Here is a 16134-nt window from a genome sequence, read left to right on the forward strand (position 1 = left end):
AGCCGGGCCGGCGCCGCCCGACGGTCAGTACGCCGCCACGGCCGCCCGGCCCCGGGCCACCGGGCTCAGCTCCCGGGTGATCTCGGCACCCACCGCCCCGGTCGGCAGCTCCCGGGTCGTCTCCGGCCCGGCGAAGCCCACGATGGAGAGTGCGGCCTGCGGCTCGGCGACCGGGTGCAACGCCGCGAACGCCTCCTCGCGCAGGCTCCGCGCGGCGGCCGCGGCCGTCTCGGCGGCCCGCCAGGCGGCCTGTTCCCGCTCGGTGGCGGCGCGGTGGCGGGCGGCCAGGTTGTCCCGGACCAGGCGACGCAGCAGCAGTTCCTGCTCCACCGGGTGCCGGCTCGGATCCCAGCCGTTCCCGCCGAGGATGTCGCTGAGCTGCCGCACGGTGATCTCCTTGCGCCACTGGGCGTCGAGCGCCGCCCGGTGCAGCCAGCGCTCCCGGTCCGCGTACTCGGCCGGGGTGCGGGCGGTCCGGGGCAGCGGCAGCGCCGCGGCGGCGGCCAGCCGGTCCACGTCCTTCTCCGCCGCCTGCCAGGACCGCCACGCCTCCTCGGCCTCGTCCTGGGCGGCCAGCCACTCGGTGCGGCTCCGCTCGGCGGTGGTCGCCGCGCGGGACGCGGCCACGGCCACCTCGGCCGCGTACCGGCGGCGTTCCCGGGCCCGCTCGCGGGCCTGCTCGGCCAGGTCGATGCTGCTCGGTCGGGCGGCCTCGCTGATCCGCTCGCCGAACACCGAACGGAACCGGGTCGGGCGGACGACCAGCGCGGCGACCACGACGGCCGCCACCGCGAGCAGGGCCAGCCAGATCACGGCGGCGGCGGGGACGTCCGGCAGGACGGTGGAGAAGACGGTCTGCATCACCAGCACCTCGGGTGGAACGTTCGACGATCGACGGTTGGGGCCCGGGAGGCCGGGCGGGGTGCGTCGCGGTTGACGCGACGGGACGCGCGGCAGGGCGGGGCGTGTCGGGGCGTACCGGAGGGGTGGTCCGGTCAGGCGCGCGGCGGCCCGCGCCGGGCGATCGCGGCGCGACCCGGCTCGGTGGCGGCCAGGACCCCGACTGCCGCGACGACCGGCACGGCCGCGTCGGCGGACGGGTCGGCGACGGCCGGACCCGTGGTCGGGGAGGTGACGGAGCGCGGGGCGGTCTCGGCGGCGACCGGCGCGGCGAGGGCCGTGGCGGCGTCGGCGGCGAAACCCGCGGGCGCGGCGAGTGCCGGCCCGACGGCGGTGGTCGGGGACGCCTCGACCGCCGTGACGGCGGACCGCGCGGGCGCGGCCGGGGCGGGCGCGGCGGTCAGCCCCTGGAGGCCGGCGACGAGCACCAGGCTGGCCACGGCGGTGCGGGCGATCCGGCGCAGCGTCGCCGTCCAGGTGGACGGGGTGAACGCTACGGGCAGCACCGTCTCAACCTATCGGGTGATGCCGACTCCCGCAGCTCGAGGATCTTGCGGGTTACGTGAGCCGGCCCACGGGTCGCTGTGGACGGACCTTCTTCTTCGCTCCGGGACGCCCCGCCGGATGCATCGACGAGGATGACATTGTCGATAGTTTTCCGCCGTCCCGGTCGGGCACACTTCCGCCGTCGAGCCCCCGATCGCGAGGAGAAGCCATGGGAGCACGCCGCACCACGACGGCGCTGGTCGCCGCGCTGGCCGCCACCGTCACCGCACTGGGCGCCACCCCGGCACAGGCCGCGGCCACCGCTGTCGACACCGGGCCGCTGCGCCCGGTGGCCGACGTCGACGTGAACCGGTACGCGGGCGACTGGTACCAGGTGGCCGCGATCCCGCAGTGGTTCGAGATCCAGTGCTTCAAGAACGTCAAGGCCCGGTACGACGTCCAGGCCGACGGCACGGTCGGCGTCCGCAACACCTGCCGGACGATCGTCGGCACCACCAGCACGGTCACCGGACGCGCGCGGAGCGAGAATCCGCCCGCCGACTCGGCGCTGACCGTCTCCTTCATCAACCTCGGCGGTCGGTGGATCTACCTGGGCGGCCCGAACTACGTGGTGATCGGGCTCGACCCCGACTACCGCTGGGCGGTCGTCGGCGACCCCGACCGCAGCAGCGGATTCGTGCTGTCCCGGGAACCGTCGCTGGACGCGGGGCAGCTCGCCGACGTCAAGGCGACGCTCGCCGACAACGGCTACGACCTCTGCGACTTCCGCACCACCCGACAGGACGGCGGCGCCCGGGCCGGCGCCTTCTGCTGACCGGTGACGACGACCCGCCCGGCTCCTGGGTTGCCGGGCGGGTCGTCAACTCACTCGACCCGCAGGCCGTCCGGGCGGGTGAGCCGCCACAGCACCGGCAGGCTCGCCGCCGTCACCAGCACCACGACCGCCGCGCCAAGGCTCGTGCCGAGCCCGACCACCGGCCAGCTCAGCACCACCGGCGCGCCGACCATGACGAGCAGGACCGCGCCGGTCACCGTACCGACACCGGCCGCGAGCACCAGACCGACGAGCACCGGTACGCCCGTCTGGGCGAGCACGGACCAGCCCAGCACCCGTCGGGGGGTGCCCACCGCGACCAGGGCGGCCAGCAGCGGTCGCCGGTCCCGAAGCTGTTCCAGGACGCCGACCAGCAGGCTGATCCCCAGCAGCAGCAGAGTGATCACGGCGCCGGCGGTCAGCCCGGTCCGCACCTTGGTGAAGCCCGGGTCCTCCTGCACCGCCCGGAACTCCAGCACCTGCCCGATCGGCGGATCGATCGCCGCCACCGTGGCGCGCACCCGCTCCACGGCGTCCCGGTCGGCCGGGTCGAAGGTGAGCAGCGCGGTGGCGTTCAGGTGGCGTGCCGGCAGGCCGGCGGCGGCCGTCGGGGTGAGCAGCAGCGCGGACTGCGCCCGGCCACCCGTCGGGTCGGTGCGGGCGGGCACGATCCGGGTCGCCGCGGGGATGGTCCAGTCCTCGTCCAGGCGGATCCGGCCGCCGGGCTCGACGCCCGCCTCGGGGTCGCCGGAGCGGGCGAGGAACACGTCGCCGTCCGCGCACCCGTCCACCTCGGCGTACTCGGCCAGGGCCGCGCAGTCGCCGATCCGTACCGTCACGACCGCGTTCGGGTTCGTGTTCCCCGCCGGGGCGGCGGCGGTGGACAGCGTGGCCGCGCTGCCGGTCACTCCCTCGACGGCGGCGAGCCGGTCCAGCGCGGCGCGCGGATCGGCGACAGCCGGGAGGTTCACCATCGCCTGGGCGCGCGTGAGGTCCTGACCGGACGGCCGACGGAACTCGTCCTGCACGCCGGCGATCAGCATCTGCAACCCGATCGTGCCGGCCACCGCCACCGCCACCCCGCTCACCAGGCGGGCCGAGGTGGCGCTGTCCAGCTGGAGCCGACGTACCGCGAGCTGCCAGGCCGGCGGGCCGCCGCGCAGCGGCCGCACCACCAGGTCGACCAGCCACGGCAGCACCGTGACGGTGCCGGCCAGCAGCAGTACCGCGCCCGCCGCGATCCGCCAGTCGGCGGTCGGCGCCGGCCCGGACCCGGTCGACGGATAGAGCAGCCCGAGCCCGACGACGGGCAGCAGCAGCCGCCACCAGAGCCGGCGGCGTGCCGGGCGACCCCGACGGGTCACGCCGAGCGGTTCCACGGCGACCCGGCGCAGCGCGAGCAGCGCCACCGCGACCGCGAGCGCCGGCACGGCCAGCACCACCAGCGCCACCAGGGGGACCGCCGGTCGCAGGTCCGCCGGGTAGAAGCTGTAGTCGGCGAACGAGACGAACCAGGCGAGCTGCCGGCCGGCGAGGAACAGCCCGCCGCCCACCACCAGGCCAAGCAGCGCGGCGGCGGTCGCCTCCCCGGCCGCGATCCGCCGCACCATGCCGTGGTCGGCGCCGAGCAGCCGGACGGCGGCGAGCCGTCGGTCCCGTTGGTCGCCGCCGAAGCGGACGGCGGCGCCGAGGAACACCACCACCGGCAGCAGCAGCACCACGAACACGACCACCACCAGCAGGTTGAGCGTGGGACCCAGCTCCTCGCCCTGGCCGCCACCACCGAACCGGTCCACGCGGCCCGCCCACTCCTCGGTCAGGTCGGCCCGGCCCGCGTACCAGGCCAGCTCGTCCGGGCCGGAGAGGCCGTCGGCGCCGATGACGCCGACCACCCGGGCGCCGCCGAGACGGGCGGCGAGCAGCGGCCCGTCCGGCGAGTCGAGCACGGCACGCAGCGCCGGTGAGACGACCGCCTCACCCGGGCCGGGCAGGGCCGTCAGGCCGGGTGGCACGGGAGCGTCCGGGCCCTCGGGGCGGACCAGCCAGCCCCGCACGGTGCGCTGCCGGAACTGGCTGTCGGCGTGCAGGACCAGCAGGGTGTCCGGACCGGCGGGCGGTGCGGCGTCGACGAACGGCTCGCTCCTCGCGGTGGTGCGTTCGCCGCGGCTGTCGATCGCCCCCGGCACCGCGGCGGCGAGCAGCAGCATGGCCACGCCCACCCCGACGCCGAGCGCGGTGAGCAGCGTGCGCGTCCATCCGGAACGCCCGCCGGTGGCCGCCATCCGCGCGCCCATCAACAGGTCGCCGAGGCCGGCGCCGACCGGTCGGCGCGGCACGGTCGCGGTCACGCCACCTGCTCCAGGCTGCGGGTCCGGCCGTCGCGGACCACCACCTCCCGGTCGGAGTACGCCGCCACCCGGGTCTCGTGCGTCACCAGCAGCACCGCCGCTCCGGTCTCCCGGGCGGCACCGGCGAGCAGGCGCATCACCCGCTCGCCGTTGAGCGAGTCCAGCGCGCCGGTGGGCTCGTCGGCGAAGACCACCCGGGGTGCGGTGACCAGCGCCCGGGCCACCGCGACCCGTTGCCCCTGACCGCCGGAGACCTCACCCGGCCGCTTGCCGGCCACGTCCGCCACCTCGAGACGGTCCAGCCACTCCCGGGCCCGCCGCTCCGCCGCACGCCGGGCGACCCGTTCCAGCCGTAGCGGCAACGCGACGTTCTCCAGGCAGGTCAGCTCCGGTACGAGCTGCCCGAACTGGAAGACGAAACCGAACTCCCGGCGGCGCAGGGCGCTGCGCTCGGCGTCCGACATGGCGGTCAGGTCGGCGCCCCGGTAGCGCACCCGGCCGGTGTCCGGCGGCACGATTCCGGCGAGACAGTGGAGCAACGTCGACTTGCCGGACCCGGACGGCCCCATCACGGCCACCACCTCACCGGCCGCGACGGCCAGCGACGCGCCGGCGAGCGCCGGGGTCGGGCCGAAGGAGCGGTGCAGGTCCTCCGCCACCAGCAGTGCGTCCGCGCTCATCGGCCGACCTCCCGGGCCAGCTGGTCGAGTCGGGACGCGGTCAGCTCCAGCCAGCGCAGGTCCGCCTCCAGGTGAAACAGTGCGTGGTCGCAGACGAGCTGGTCGGCCAGGTCGCCTCGGGTCTTGCGCCGGGTCAGTTCCCGCATCAGCCGCAGGTGTTCGGCGCGCTGGACGTCGAGCAGGTCCGCGGCCGGGCGGCCGGTCAGCAGCGCGAGCACCACCTTGCTGTAGAGCACGCTGTGCAGGTAGGGCTCCGGCTTCTCCGGCTGGGCGAGCCACCGCCCCACGTCGGTGACACCGGCCTCGGTGATCGCGTACCGCTTGCGCTCCGGGCCTTCGCCGGGCTCGACGGAGTCGACCTCGACGAGTCCGTTGCGCAGCAGCCGGGACAGCGTGGAGTAGACCTGCCCGTAGGCGAGCGGACGGGCCTGGCCGAAGCGCTCGTCGTAGGCCCGCTTCAGGTCGTAGCCGTGTCGTGGGCTGGCTTGCAGCAGCCCGAGGAAGGTGTGACCGATCGACATGACCGGGACTATACACAGTATGTATACGCTCTAGGTATACCTGCCCGTCCGACAGCGAACGGCGCGGCTCCCGCCGGGGGAGCCGCGCCGTTCGTCCGTGTCCGGGTCAGATGCCGCCGAGCACCGGCGGCGGGGCCGACCCGCCGTCGCCCCAGACCATCTCGTCCTCGGTGAGCCAGGTCAGCCGGCCCTCCGACTCGTCGTCGTCGGCGCCGCGCCCGCCCAGCACGCCGTTGCGGCCGGCCATGGCGGGCCGTCCGGTGGCGCCGGCGCTGCGGCCGGTGGACCTGCCCTCGCCGTCGACGGTGAGGCCGCGACCGGAGGTGAGCCGCCCGGTGCCGGCGGCCGAGCGGTTCTCCGCGCCGGGCACGCCGCCGAGTCGCCCGGAGGACGCCGCGTTCGTGGGGCCCGTCCCGGCCAACGAGCCGGTGCTCAGCACGCCGGGGCCGCCGTAGAGCGTGCCGCCGCCCCCGCCGGCCGTCATCGTCGGGTTGGCGCTGCCGGGACCGAAGCCCGGGCCGCCACCGATCTGCGGACCGCCGGTGGTGGCGGTGAGCGGGCCGGCGCCGGCCAGCGAGGTGCCGGTCGGGTCGACCGTGCCGCCGGTCGTCACGGAACCCGGCGCGCCCGTGCCGGGGTGGCCGCCGGGGACGTCGCCGCCCGGGCCGCCGTCGCCGGGGGTGCCACTGGTCGGGGCGGTGTGGTGCACGCCCGAGGTGGTCGCGGTGCCGTTCGCGCCCGGGCCGAAGCTGCCCAGGCTCGGGCCGGCCGACGGCGTCCGCACCGACGGGCCGTGCTGCAGCGTCGGATCGCTGCCGCCCGGATGGCGGAACAAGTCGTCGGGTGGCGGCTCCGGCACCACGATCCGGCCGTACGCCGAGAAGTCGTAGCCCTCGGCCAGCTTCGCCACGACCTGCACCATCCGCTGGTGGGCCTTCTCCTGCTCGGCCTCGTCCTGCTGGTGGCCGACGATGCCGCCGATCAGCGCGCCGGGGGCACCGCCGATCAGGAAACCCTTGCCGGCGCCGGAGAGCAGCTTGTCGTTGTCGTCGGTCTTCTCCGGGCTCTCCGCCTTGGCCTGGGCGGTGCGCAGCTCGACGGCCATCATGTCGAGGCCCTGTCGGACACCCGTCATGCCCTCGGCCAGGTTGCCGGAGTAGCCGACCACCATGTCGAGCCGGCGGTGGAACTCGCGGGCGGCGTCACCGGTCCAGGTCTTCGCCAGCGCGTCCAGGTCGGCGGCGAGGTCGCGACCGAGATCGTCGAGGGTGCCCTTGAGCGACGTCCACTGGGCGCTGAGGCCCTCGATCTGCAACGGGTCGCCGGCGTTGACGCCCTGGTAGAGCTCCTCGTGGCTGACGTGCTCGTAACGCTGGGTGTATTCAGACACGCGGATCCTCCTTCGGCTGCTTCATCGCCTCGTTGAGCCCGGAGAGGGCGGCGGCGACGTCGGCCGCGACGGCGGCGTTGCGGGCCTCGGCGGTCTTGTAGTTCGTCATGATCGTGTGGGTCGCCTCGCGGGCGGCCAGGATCGCCCGGCGCAGTCGATCGACGTGGTTGACGTAGCTCTGGTGCGTCTCGGAGTAGCGACGGGAGTTGTCGGTCGCGTCGGCGAACGTGCCGAGTGCCGGCGGGCGGCACTGCATCTCGGTGTTGAGCTTGCGCAACACCGACTCCGCCTCGTGCAGACGTCGCTCGAGCCGCTGGTGAAAGTCCTCCAAGGACAGTACGTCGACTGTCGTGCGCCCCGTCATGGCTGCATCCCCGTAGTCATCGTCCGGAACCGTTGGCCATGCTCAGGTTAGTCGAACCGGACCAACCCGGGCGACCCGTCGTCGCCCTCCTCCACTTCGGACCTGTCGCCCCTCGCTCAACCGCCCTGGACCTGGGCCGCCCCGCCGCCCGTCGAGGGGGTCGCGCCGGCCGTCGGGGTGTCCGCCGCATCGAAGTACGCCAACGCGTCCTGCCGGGCCAGCGTCGGGCCGGTCGGCACCAGCGCCAGCAGCGAGGCGGGCACCGCCAGCGGGGTCACGTCGCCGTAGCCGAGCGCGCTCCTCGCGTCGCCCCCGGCGGCGCCGAGCGGGTAGCGGATCCCCTGCGCGGTGATCAGGTAGATCGTCGAGCCGGCCGCCGGCTTGCCGCTCTCGCCGGCCGTCGCCTGCACGAGCACGCCCTTTCCGCCGGGCAGCAGCACGCTCTCGGCGGTGCGGACGGCGTCCCGGGCGCCCTGCCGTGCCGGCATCGCGGTCGTCCCGGCCAGCTCGGCCGGCGGCGAGTCGAAGACCTCCAGCGTGGTGGTCGGCGGCTGACCGGCCGGCCCCGAGCGGTAGGTGGCGCAGAGCACCGTGCGCCCGGGGCGGACGTCGTGCAGCGTCGGCGTCCGGGCCGGCAGCCCGTCGGCGTCCAGCCGCTGGTCGGTGAGGAGCCGGCCCGCCTCGTCCGCCGTGATCTCGGTCACCGTGCCCCCGCCGCCGAGCAGCAGGCGGGCGGTGACCTCCCGGATCGTGGCCAGACCCTGCCGGGTCAGCACGTAGTACTGGCCGGCGGCCTGGTAGACCTGACCGATCCGGGCCGGCCGGTCGGCGACAGTCAGCCCGCTCGGCCCGCCGTCCCCGTCGATCGCGGGCTTGCGCAGCGCCGGGCCCACCGGCACCGCGTTGAGCAACTGCTGCCCGACGGTGAGGTTGGTGGCACCCGCCATCTGCAACGCCACCAGCGCCTGCTCGTCACCGACCACGCGCAGGCGGGCGCCACCGGTGAGCAGGTAGCGCGCGTCGCTGGTGCGGACCAGGACGGCCCGGTCGGTGAGCGGGGTGCCGCCGGGCAGTGGGCGGTCGACCACCAGGCGGGTGGTGGAGCGCTGCGGGTCGTTCGGGTCGGGCACGTCGCAGATCGACCACGGCAGCCCGACCAGGGACTTGCGGTCCGGCAGGTCGTCCGGCGCGCCCACGATGCCCACCATCCGGCCCCGCGGCCGGTCCTTGATGGAGGCCTGCGACATGGTGCGGACCGTCGCCGACGCGTCGTTCACGATCAGCCGGGCCGAGGCGTAGTTGAGCGTCGGGTGCAGCACCTGGTCTTCGCCGAAGTAGTAGGTGGCGCCGGTCTCCCGCTCGATCACCACGGTGTTCGCCTCGAGCGGCGCGGAGTTGCTGGTGAGCTGCCCGTACGCGCCCACGCCGCCGAGCACCACGGCCGCGGCGACGACGCTGCCGAACACCGCCATGCCGAGGCGGCGCATCGGCAGGTCGTTGGTCTCCGGGTCGCCGGAGAGCAGCGCGGAGACGATGCGGCGGGTGACGAAGCGGTACGCCTGCACCTGATCGCGGCGGGTCCGCATGACTAACCTCCGGCGGGGGTGGGTCCGCGGCGATCAGGTCCGAACAGCGCCGCGGGCTTCCCTACGATAAGGGGCCGTCGGGGGTCTGCCGGGACCCCGTCCGCCACCCGACGACGCACCCCGCCGGCGGATGCCCAGGATGTCCAGAAGGGACGCTCACCGATGACGCAGCTCCAGGCGCCACCCGGTCGTACGGCCACCGCCCCCGCCGTGCCGGCGGACCGGCCGGTCACCCCGGCGGACCGGCGCCGGCGCGGCCGACTCGGTCCGGTCGTCGTCGGCCAGCTCGTGGTGGTGGAGTGCGCGGCGCTCGCGGTCTGGTTCGCCACCGCCGGCCCGACCTGGCTGCTCGCCGTGGTCGCCGGGCTGGCGCTGCTGGCCGTGGTGGCCGCGTTCGCCCGCCGGGGCGGCCGCTGGTGGTACGAGGACCTGATGCTCCGCCGCCGGCTGCGTCGACGTCGGGACCGGTCCCGGGGCGCGGTGCCCGGCGGTGACCCGCGGCTGGCCGCGCTCGCCCCCGAGCTGACCGTGGTGGAGCTGACCGAACGCGGCACCCGTCTCGGCATCGGGCAGGACGACCGGGGCTGGTTCGCCGCCCTGGCGCTGACCGGCCGACCCGGCGCGCCCGCCGGGTCGATCGAGGCGTCGACGGTGGACCGGGCGCTCGCCGTGCTGGCCGACTTCACCGGCCCGGTCACCCAGACCCAGGTGGTCTCGCACACCCTGGTCTGGTACCCGGCTCCCGGCGCGCCGCCCGCGGCGCACCGCACCGTGTGGGTGGCACTGCGACTGTCGGTGGGGGACGCGCGCGCCGAGACGGTGAGCCGTGGCGGCGGCCTGCGCGGCGTGCACCGCACGGTCGCGGCCGGGGTGGGCCGGCTCGGCAAGGCGCTCACCGCCGCCGGCCTCGGCCACCGGGTGCTCGGCCGGGACGAGCTGCACGCGGCGGTGGTCTCCGGGGCCGGCCTCGACCTGGCGCCGGAGTCCCCGGTCGAGACCTGGACCAGCCTGCGCGGGGGCGGCTGGACCCAGCGCTGCCTGGCCCTGCGGGTCCGCCCCACCGGCTCGCTGGGCGCGTTGGTGGACGCGGTCACCTCGACCTCCGCGCCCTCGCACACCGTCGCGGCCGTGGTGCTCCCCGGCGGCCGGCGGGTCCCGCCGCTGCTGCGCGTGGCGGCCATGGACGGGCACGCCGAGGCGCTGGTGAAGGTCGTGCGGGACATGGCCCGGCGGGCCGGTGTGCCGGCCCGCCCGCTGGACGGCCAGCACGGCCCCGGCGTCTACGCCACCGCGCCGGTCGGCACCGCGATGGGCACCGTCACGGTCGAAGGTTGACGATCCAGCCGTACATGCCGCAGACCCAGACGGCCAGCGGCACCAGCGCGACGATCAGCAGGATCTCGACGATGTCGAGGGTGCGGCCCCAGACCGGGGAGATCCGCTTGCCGGCCACGGTGAGGCCGTAGACCAGGCTGATCACGGCAACCACGGTCAGGCCGCCCAGGACCAGCCCGAGCCGGACCGGCGTCGAGCCGGCCGCGAAGACCGCCAGGGCGGTGAGGCCGAGGCCGACGGTGCCGGCGAGCAGCACCGGGGTGCGCTGGCCCCGGCCGAGGAACGGGCGCGCCCGCAGCAGTGACAGCAGGGCCAGCACCAGGCAGAGCAGGACGGCCGGGAGCCGGCCGTCGAGCGCGAGCACCACCTCGCCGCCGAGCACCAGCAGCGAGACGGTCCAGAGCAGGCCGGTGAGGAATCCGTCGGCGCGCTCGCTGTCGCGCAGCACCGACGGCCCGTCCACCGACTCGGTGTCGGTCTTCAGGTCCTCCGGGCCGGTCGGGATCGACGGCACCGGCAGTCGGGCCAGTCGGTAGGCGAGCATCGGCAGCGCGGGCAGCGCGCCGAAGGCCACCGTCGCCACCACCGCCGCCGAGGCCGCCGCGCCGATGCCGAAGGCCAGGCTGAGCACCGCGCCGAGACCGACGGCCGCGCCCACGCCCACCGCGCCGAGGAACAGCGGCAGCCGGTCGCCGACGGCGAGCGCGGCCACCGCGCCGAAGACCACCACCGCGGTGGCGGCGAGCAGCACGTGCGGGCCGGCCAGGTCGTCGAGCGGCCGGTCCCCGGCGAGCACGAGCAGGCCGCCGACCGCCGCGTAGCCGACGCCGACCAGGGCCAGCACCGCACCGGTACGGCTGTCGCCGGCCGCCCGGGACAGCACGGCGGCGCCGACGAGCAGGGCGACCGCGACCACCAGGGCGGCCAGCGCGCCGGGGAGTTGCGGCGGCCCGGTGAACAGCGCCGCGACCGCGCCCGCGGCCAGCGTCGACCCGGCGAGGAGGACGGCGAACGAGCGCGTGGTGCCCACCTGCCAGGCGCCGGCCCGCTGGGTGGTGGAGGTGGCGACCGCGTCCACCACGTCGTCGAAGACGATCTCGGGTGCGGTGGCGGCCCGGGGGTTGAAGTAGAGCACCTCACCGTCGCGGACGCCGAGCTGCGCGGCGGTGCGGCCACCGTCGAGCGGCTGCCCGCCCAGCCGGGACAGGCTCCAACCGCCGTGCCGCACACCCTCGTCGGCGAGGTCCTCGCCGGCGTAGCGCAGCAGCGTGGGCAGCAGGTCGGCCAGCGGCACGTCGGACGGCAGCGCCAGATCCATCCTGGTGCGCGGCGCCACGATGGTGATCCGGCTCAGCCCGCCGGTCGCCGCCTTCGTCGCCACTGTGGCCTCCTCGTGCTCGCCCTACGATCCACCCGGCCGTCGGCGTCGCCCCCACGGGTCCACGACGCCTCCGGGAGATTACCTACGATGGCGGTCGCACAGGTTGCCCACCCGACGCTCACCGGCGGTGGCAGACCACGATCACTGCCACTTCTGGGGAGGGGAGAGCCGTGAGTACGGTGGTGTTCCGCCGACTTCCGCGTCAACCGGGACCCGCGCTGCCGCGCGGCGAGGTCCTGCTGGAGTCCCCGCCCGAGCTGCCGGAGCCGCAGGCCAAGGGCATGGGGCAGGTGTTGATGATCCTGCCGATGCTCTGCGGCGTCGGCGCGATGGCCTTCCTCTACGCCGGCCGTGGCGGCGGCATGATGACGTACGTCGCCGGTGGCCTGTTCGGGGTGTCCATGTTGGGCATGGCGATCGGCACGCTCGGCAACGGCGGCAACGACAAGGCGGAGCTGAACGCCCAGCGGCGCGACTACATGCGCTACCTGGCGCAGATGCGCAAGCGCACCCGGCGGGCGGCCGAGCAGCAGCGCGCCGCGATGACCTGGCGGCACCCGGAGCCCGACGCGCTCTGGTCGATCGCCGCCTCGCGCCGGCTGTGGGAGCGGCGGATCACCGAGGACGACTTCGGCGAGGTGCGGATCGCGCTCGGCCCGCAACGGCTGGCGGTGGAGATCGTGCCGCCGGAGACCAAGCCGGTGGAGGACCTGGAGCCGATGAGCGCGATCGCGCTGCGCCGGTTCGTCCGGGCCCACTCCAGCGTGCCCGACCTGCCCACCGCCCTGTCGCTGCGCGCGTTCAGCCGGATCGCGTTGCGCGGCGACCGCGAGCCGGTGCTCGACCTGGCCCGGGCGGCGCTGGGTCAGCTGGTCACCTTCCACGCCCCGGAGGACCTGCTGGTCGTCGTGGTGGCCGCACCGGACCGGCAGCCGGTCTGGGACTGGGCGAAGTGGCTGCCGCACGCCCAGCACCCGGGGCGTACGGACGCGGCGGGCGCGCGCCGGATGGTCTTCGCCAGCCTGGCCGAGGCCGAGTCGGCGCTCGCCAACGAGCTGGGCGGCCGACCCCGGTTCGCCCCGGAGGCGAAGCCGCTCACCACCGCGCCGCACGTGGTGGTGGTGCTCGACGGCGGCGAGGTCTCGGCGACCTGCGCGCTGACCGGCGCGGGGCTGCTCGGCACGACCGTGTTCGACCTGTCCGGCGCGGTCCCCCGGGACGCCGGCCGGTGGCTGCTCTGCCTGGACGCCGGCGACGGCAGCGGGCTCGACCTGGTGCGCGGCCCCACCTCCTCCCGGCTCGGCCGGCCGGACCGGCTGTCGCTGGCGGCGGCCGAGGGGCTGGCCCGGCAGATCGCCCCGTTCCGGCTGTCCCAGCAGCAGGGCGCCAGCACCGAGGAGCCGCTGGCCCGCAGCATGGAGCTGCCCGACCTGCTCGGCGTCGGCGACGCCGCCACCGTGGACACCCGGCAGACCTGGCGCCCGCGCGGCCACCGGGACCGGCTGCGCATCCCGCTCGGCCTGGGGCCGGACGGCAACGTGGTCGAGCTGGACTTCAAGGAGTCCGCGCACGAGGGCATGGGCCCGCACGGCCTGGTCATCGGCGCGACCGGTTCCGGCAAGAGCGAACTGCTGCGTACGGTGGTCGCGGCGCTGGCCGTGACGCACTCGTCGGAGGAGCTCAACTTCGTCCTGGTCGACTTCAAGGGTGGCGCCACGTTCGCGTCGCTGGACGCGTTGCCGCACACCAGCGCCGTGATCACCAACCTCTCCGACGAGCTGCCGCTGGTCGACCGCATGCGGGACGCGCTGGCCGGCGAGATGAACCGCCGCCAGGAGGTGCTGCGGGCGTCGGGCAACTACGTGTCCCGCTACGACTACGAGAAGGCGCGCGCGGCCGGTGAGCCGCTGGAGCCGATGCCCAGCCTGCTCATCATCTGCGACGAGTTCTCCGAGCTGCTGGCCGCCAAGCCGGACTTCATCGACCTGTTCGTGATGATCGGCCGGCTGGGCCGGTCGCTCGGCGTGCACCTGCTGCTCGCCTCGCAGCGACTGGAGGAGGGCAAGCTGCGCGGTCTGGACACGCACCTGTCGTACCGGATCGGTCTGCGGACCTTCTCGGCGGTGGAGAGCCGGATCGTGCTCGGTGTGCCGGACGCCTACGAGCTGCCGAGCGCGCCGGGCCACGGCTACCTGAAGACCGACACCGCCACCATGCTGCGGTTCCGTGCCGCCTACGTCTCCGGCCCCTACCGGGCGCCGGGGCAGACGCAGCGCTCCAGCCGGGCGCAGGTGCAGCGCCGGATCGTCCCGTACGGCATCGACTACGTGCCGGTGCCGAAGCTGCCGACCCCGGCGGAGACCGCGCCCGAGCCGGAGCAGACCGGTGACGGCAAGGCGGTGGCCATGCTGGACGTCCTGATCGACCAGCTCAAGGGCCGGGGCCGGCCGGCGCACCAGGTCTGGCTGCCGCCGCTGGCGGAGCCGTCCGGGCTGGCCGAGCTGCTGCCCAAGCTGAGCGTGCACCCGACGTTCGGCCTGACCACCGCGGACTGGCCGGGCCGGGGCCGGCTCGCGGTGCCGGTCGGCATCGTCGACCGGCCGTACGAGCAGCGTCGGGACCCGATGATGGTCGACCTCTCCGGCGCCGGTGGCAACGTGGTGATCGTCGGCGCCTCGCTGAGCGGCAAGAGCACCATGCTGCGCTCGATGCTGGCCTCCCTCGCGCTCACCCACACGCCGCGTGAGGTGCAGTTCTTCTGCCTCGACTTCGGCGGCGGCGCGCTGCGCAGCCTGGACGGGCTGCCGCACACCTCCGGCGTGGCCGGTCGGCGCGACACCGAGGCGGTCCGGCGGACCGTCGCCGAGGTGGTCGCCGTGATCGACGAGCGGGAGAACCGGTTCACCCAGCACGGCATCGACTCGGTGGCGAGCTACCGCCGGCGGCGGGCCGCCGGGGAGTTCGCCGACGACCCGTTCGGGGACGTCTTCCTCGTGGTGGACGGCTGGAACACGCTGCGCCAGGAGTACGAGGAGCTGGAGCAGACCATCACCAACCTGGCCAACCGGGGGCTGGGCTTCGGCGTGCACGTGGTGATCACGGCCGTGCGCTGGGCGGAGATCCGGATCAACATGCGGGACCTGCTCGGCACCAAGCTGGAGCTGCGGCTCGGTGACCCGTCCGAGTCGGAGATCGACCGGCGGGCCGCGCAGAACGTGCCGGTCGGTTCGCCGGGTCGGGGCCTGACCCGGGACAAGCTGCACTTCCTCACCGCGGTCTCGCGGATCGACGGCAAGCGCGACATCGAGGACCTGACCGAGGCGTCGGTCGCGCTGGCCGGCCACGTGGCGGCGAACTGGCCGGGCCGGCCCGCGCCGAAGGTGCGGCTGTTGCCGCGCAAGCTGGCGCTGACCGACCTGGCCCAGGTGGTCGACCGGTCCGCCCCGGGCATCCCGATCGGGGTCAACGAGTCGGCGCTCGCCCCGGTCTACCTGGACCTGGCGAGCGAGCCGCACCTGACCGTCTTCGGTGACGCCGAGTGCGGCAAGACCAACCTGCTGCGGCTGATCGCCCGGGGGATCGCCGAGCGCTACACGCCGGCCCAGGCGCGGCTGGTCATCGCCGACTACCGGCGCGGCCTGCTGGGGGCGGTCGAGGGCGACCACCTGCTCGACTACGCGCCGTCCAACCAGGTGTTCAGCCAGGGCCTCGGCTCCATCCGCAGCGCGTTGCAGAACCGGCTGCCCGGCCCGGACGTGACCACCGCGCAGCTGCGCGACCGCAGCTGGTGGAAGGGGCCGGAGCTCTACATCCTGGTGGACGACTACGACCTGGTCGCCTCCGGCGGCAACAACCCGCTCAGCGCGCTGCACGAGCTGCTGCCCCAGGCGCGGGACATCGGCCTGCACCTGATCATCACGCGGCGGGTGGGCGGCGTGGCCCGGGCCCTCTACGAGCCGGTGCTGCAACGCCTGCGCGAACTGGACTCGCCGGGCCTGCTGATGTCGGGCAGCCGGGAGGAGGGTGCGGTGTTCGGCAACCTGCGGCCGACCCCGCAGCCGCCGGGCCGGGGCACCCTGGTCCGCCGCCGCGACGGCCAGCAGCTGATCCAGACCGCCTGGACGGAGCCGGCCTGACCGGGCACCGTCCAACTCGTACGGTCCACGCCGGATCGCGGTGTCCTGTCGGAATTCGACGATGGGAAGGGAGGGCTGCGCGGGTTGGACGTCGTCCGCTACGGTTCGGATGAAGTGTCCGTCGGTGGGGTGTGTTCGCCTTGCCGCGGGGGAGGGGCGCGGCGGAACCGCC

12 protein-coding genes are annotated in these 16134 nt (G+C 75.2%); 3 read left to right on the forward strand and 9 right to left on the reverse strand.

Annotated elements, in window-relative coordinates; all coding sequences use genetic code 11:
* Positions 1-24: 24 nt before the first annotated feature.
* Complete coding sequence (locus ACN27B_RS12540; RefSeq protein WP_422745063.1) at positions 25-861, reverse strand: hypothetical protein; 837 nt, start codon at positions 859-861, stop codon at positions 25-27.
* Between the two features lie 134 nt (positions 862-995).
* The gene (locus ACN27B_RS12545; protein ID WP_157779140.1) at positions 996-1406 is read right to left on the reverse strand and encodes a hypothetical protein; all 411 of its coding nucleotides are present in this window, start codon (positions 1404-1406) and stop codon (positions 996-998) included.
* Positions 1407-1615: 209 nt separating this feature from the next.
* Between ACN27B_RS12545 and ACN27B_RS12550 the strand changes: the two genes are divergently transcribed.
* On the forward strand, positions 1616-2221 hold the full coding sequence (locus tag ACN27B_RS12550) for a lipocalin family protein (RefSeq protein ID WP_099162786.1): 606 nt from the start codon (positions 1616-1618) through the stop codon (positions 2219-2221).
* 50 nt (positions 2222-2271) lie between these two features.
* On the opposite strand, the gene ACN27B_RS12555 is transcribed toward ACN27B_RS12550, so the two are convergent.
* The 6 genes from ACN27B_RS12555 to eccB form a co-directional block, all read right to left on the reverse strand.
* On the reverse strand, positions 2272-4569 hold the full coding sequence (locus ACN27B_RS12555) for an FtsX-like permease family protein (RefSeq protein WP_216642281.1): 2298 nt from the start codon (positions 4567-4569) through the stop codon (positions 2272-2274).
* Positions 4566-5249: an ABC transporter ATP-binding protein gene (locus tag ACN27B_RS12560; RefSeq protein ID WP_099162785.1), complete on the reverse strand. Its 684-nt coding sequence runs from the start codon at positions 5247-5249 to the stop codon at positions 4566-4568. Before ACN27B_RS12560 ends, ACN27B_RS12555 begins: the two co-directional genes overlap by 4 nt.
* Positions 5246-5770, reverse strand: coding sequence for a PadR family transcriptional regulator (locus ACN27B_RS12565; RefSeq protein WP_099162784.1), 525 nt, complete (start codon positions 5768-5770; stop codon positions 5246-5248). Before ACN27B_RS12565 ends, ACN27B_RS12560 begins: the two co-directional genes overlap by 4 nt.
* Before the next feature lie 106 nt (positions 5771-5876).
* Positions 5877-7160 carry a WXG100 family type VII secretion target gene (locus ACN27B_RS12570; RefSeq protein WP_422745067.1) on the reverse strand — a complete coding sequence of 428 codons (1284 nt, stop codon included), beginning with the start codon at positions 7158-7160 and terminating at the stop codon, positions 5877-5879.
* Complete coding sequence (locus ACN27B_RS12575; protein ID WP_099162782.1) at positions 7153-7524, reverse strand: hypothetical protein; 372 nt, start codon at positions 7522-7524, stop codon at positions 7153-7155. Before ACN27B_RS12575 ends, ACN27B_RS12570 begins: the two co-directional genes overlap by 8 nt.
* Positions 7525-7640: 116 nt before the next feature.
* Positions 7641-9110 (reverse strand): type VII secretion protein EccB, encoded by a 1470-nt coding sequence (gene eccB, locus ACN27B_RS12580; RefSeq protein ID WP_422745069.1) that lies wholly within the window; start codon positions 9108-9110, stop codon positions 7641-7643.
* Positions 9111-9272: 162 nt separating this feature from the next.
* On the opposite strand from eccB, the gene ACN27B_RS12585 reads away from it, so the two are divergent.
* The gene (locus tag ACN27B_RS12585; RefSeq protein WP_099162780.1) at positions 9273-10445 is read left to right on the forward strand and encodes a type VII secretion protein EccE; all 1173 of its coding nucleotides are present in this window, start codon (positions 9273-9275) and stop codon (positions 10443-10445) included.
* Here ACN27B_RS12585 and eccD read toward each other — a convergent pair.
* On the reverse strand, positions 10429-11826 hold the full coding sequence (eccD, locus tag ACN27B_RS12590; protein ID WP_098743903.1) for a type VII secretion integral membrane protein EccD: 1398 nt from the start codon (positions 11824-11826) through the stop codon (positions 10429-10431). The two genes, ACN27B_RS12585 and eccD, sit on opposite strands and share 17 nt — an antisense overlap.
* 170 nt (positions 11827-11996) lie before the next feature.
* Here eccD and eccCa point away from each other — a divergent pair, with 170 nt between their 5' ends.
* Positions 11997-15962, forward strand: coding sequence for a type VII secretion protein EccCa (gene eccCa, locus ACN27B_RS12595; RefSeq protein WP_099162779.1), 3966 nt, complete (start codon positions 11997-11999; stop codon positions 15960-15962).
* Positions 15963-16134: the final 172 nt, after the last annotated feature.

It is taken from the genome of Micromonospora sp. WMMD754, from assembly GCF_049315235.1.
Taxonomy (GTDB): Bacteria; Actinomycetota; Actinomycetes; order Mycobacteriales; family Micromonosporaceae; genus Micromonospora; species Micromonospora sediminicola.

Coding starts and splice junctions, on each gene's coding strand:
- ACN27B_RS12540 (WP_422745063.1), bottom strand. CDS start 861: ATGCAGACCGTCTTCTCCACCGTCCTGCCGGACGTCCCCGCCGCCGCC.
- ACN27B_RS12550 (WP_099162786.1), top strand. CDS start 1,616: ATGGGAGCACGCCGCACCACGACGGCGCTGGTCGCCGCGCTGGCCGCC.
- ACN27B_RS12560 (WP_099162785.1), bottom strand. CDS start 5,249: ATGAGCGCGGACGCACTGCTGGTGGCGGAGGACCTGCACCGCTCCTTC.
- ACN27B_RS12565 (WP_099162784.1), bottom strand. CDS start 5,770: ATGTCGATCGGTCACACCTTCCTCGGGCTGCTGCAAGCCAGCCCACGA.
- ACN27B_RS12575 (WP_099162782.1), bottom strand. CDS start 7,524: ATGACGGGGCGCACGACAGTCGACGTACTGTCCTTGGAGGACTTTCAC.
- eccB (WP_422745069.1), bottom strand. CDS start 9,110: ATGCGGACCCGCCGCGATCAGGTGCAGGCGTACCGCTTCGTCACCCGC.
- ACN27B_RS12585 (WP_099162780.1), top strand. CDS start 9,273: ATGACGCAGCTCCAGGCGCCACCCGGTCGTACGGCCACCGCCCCCGCC.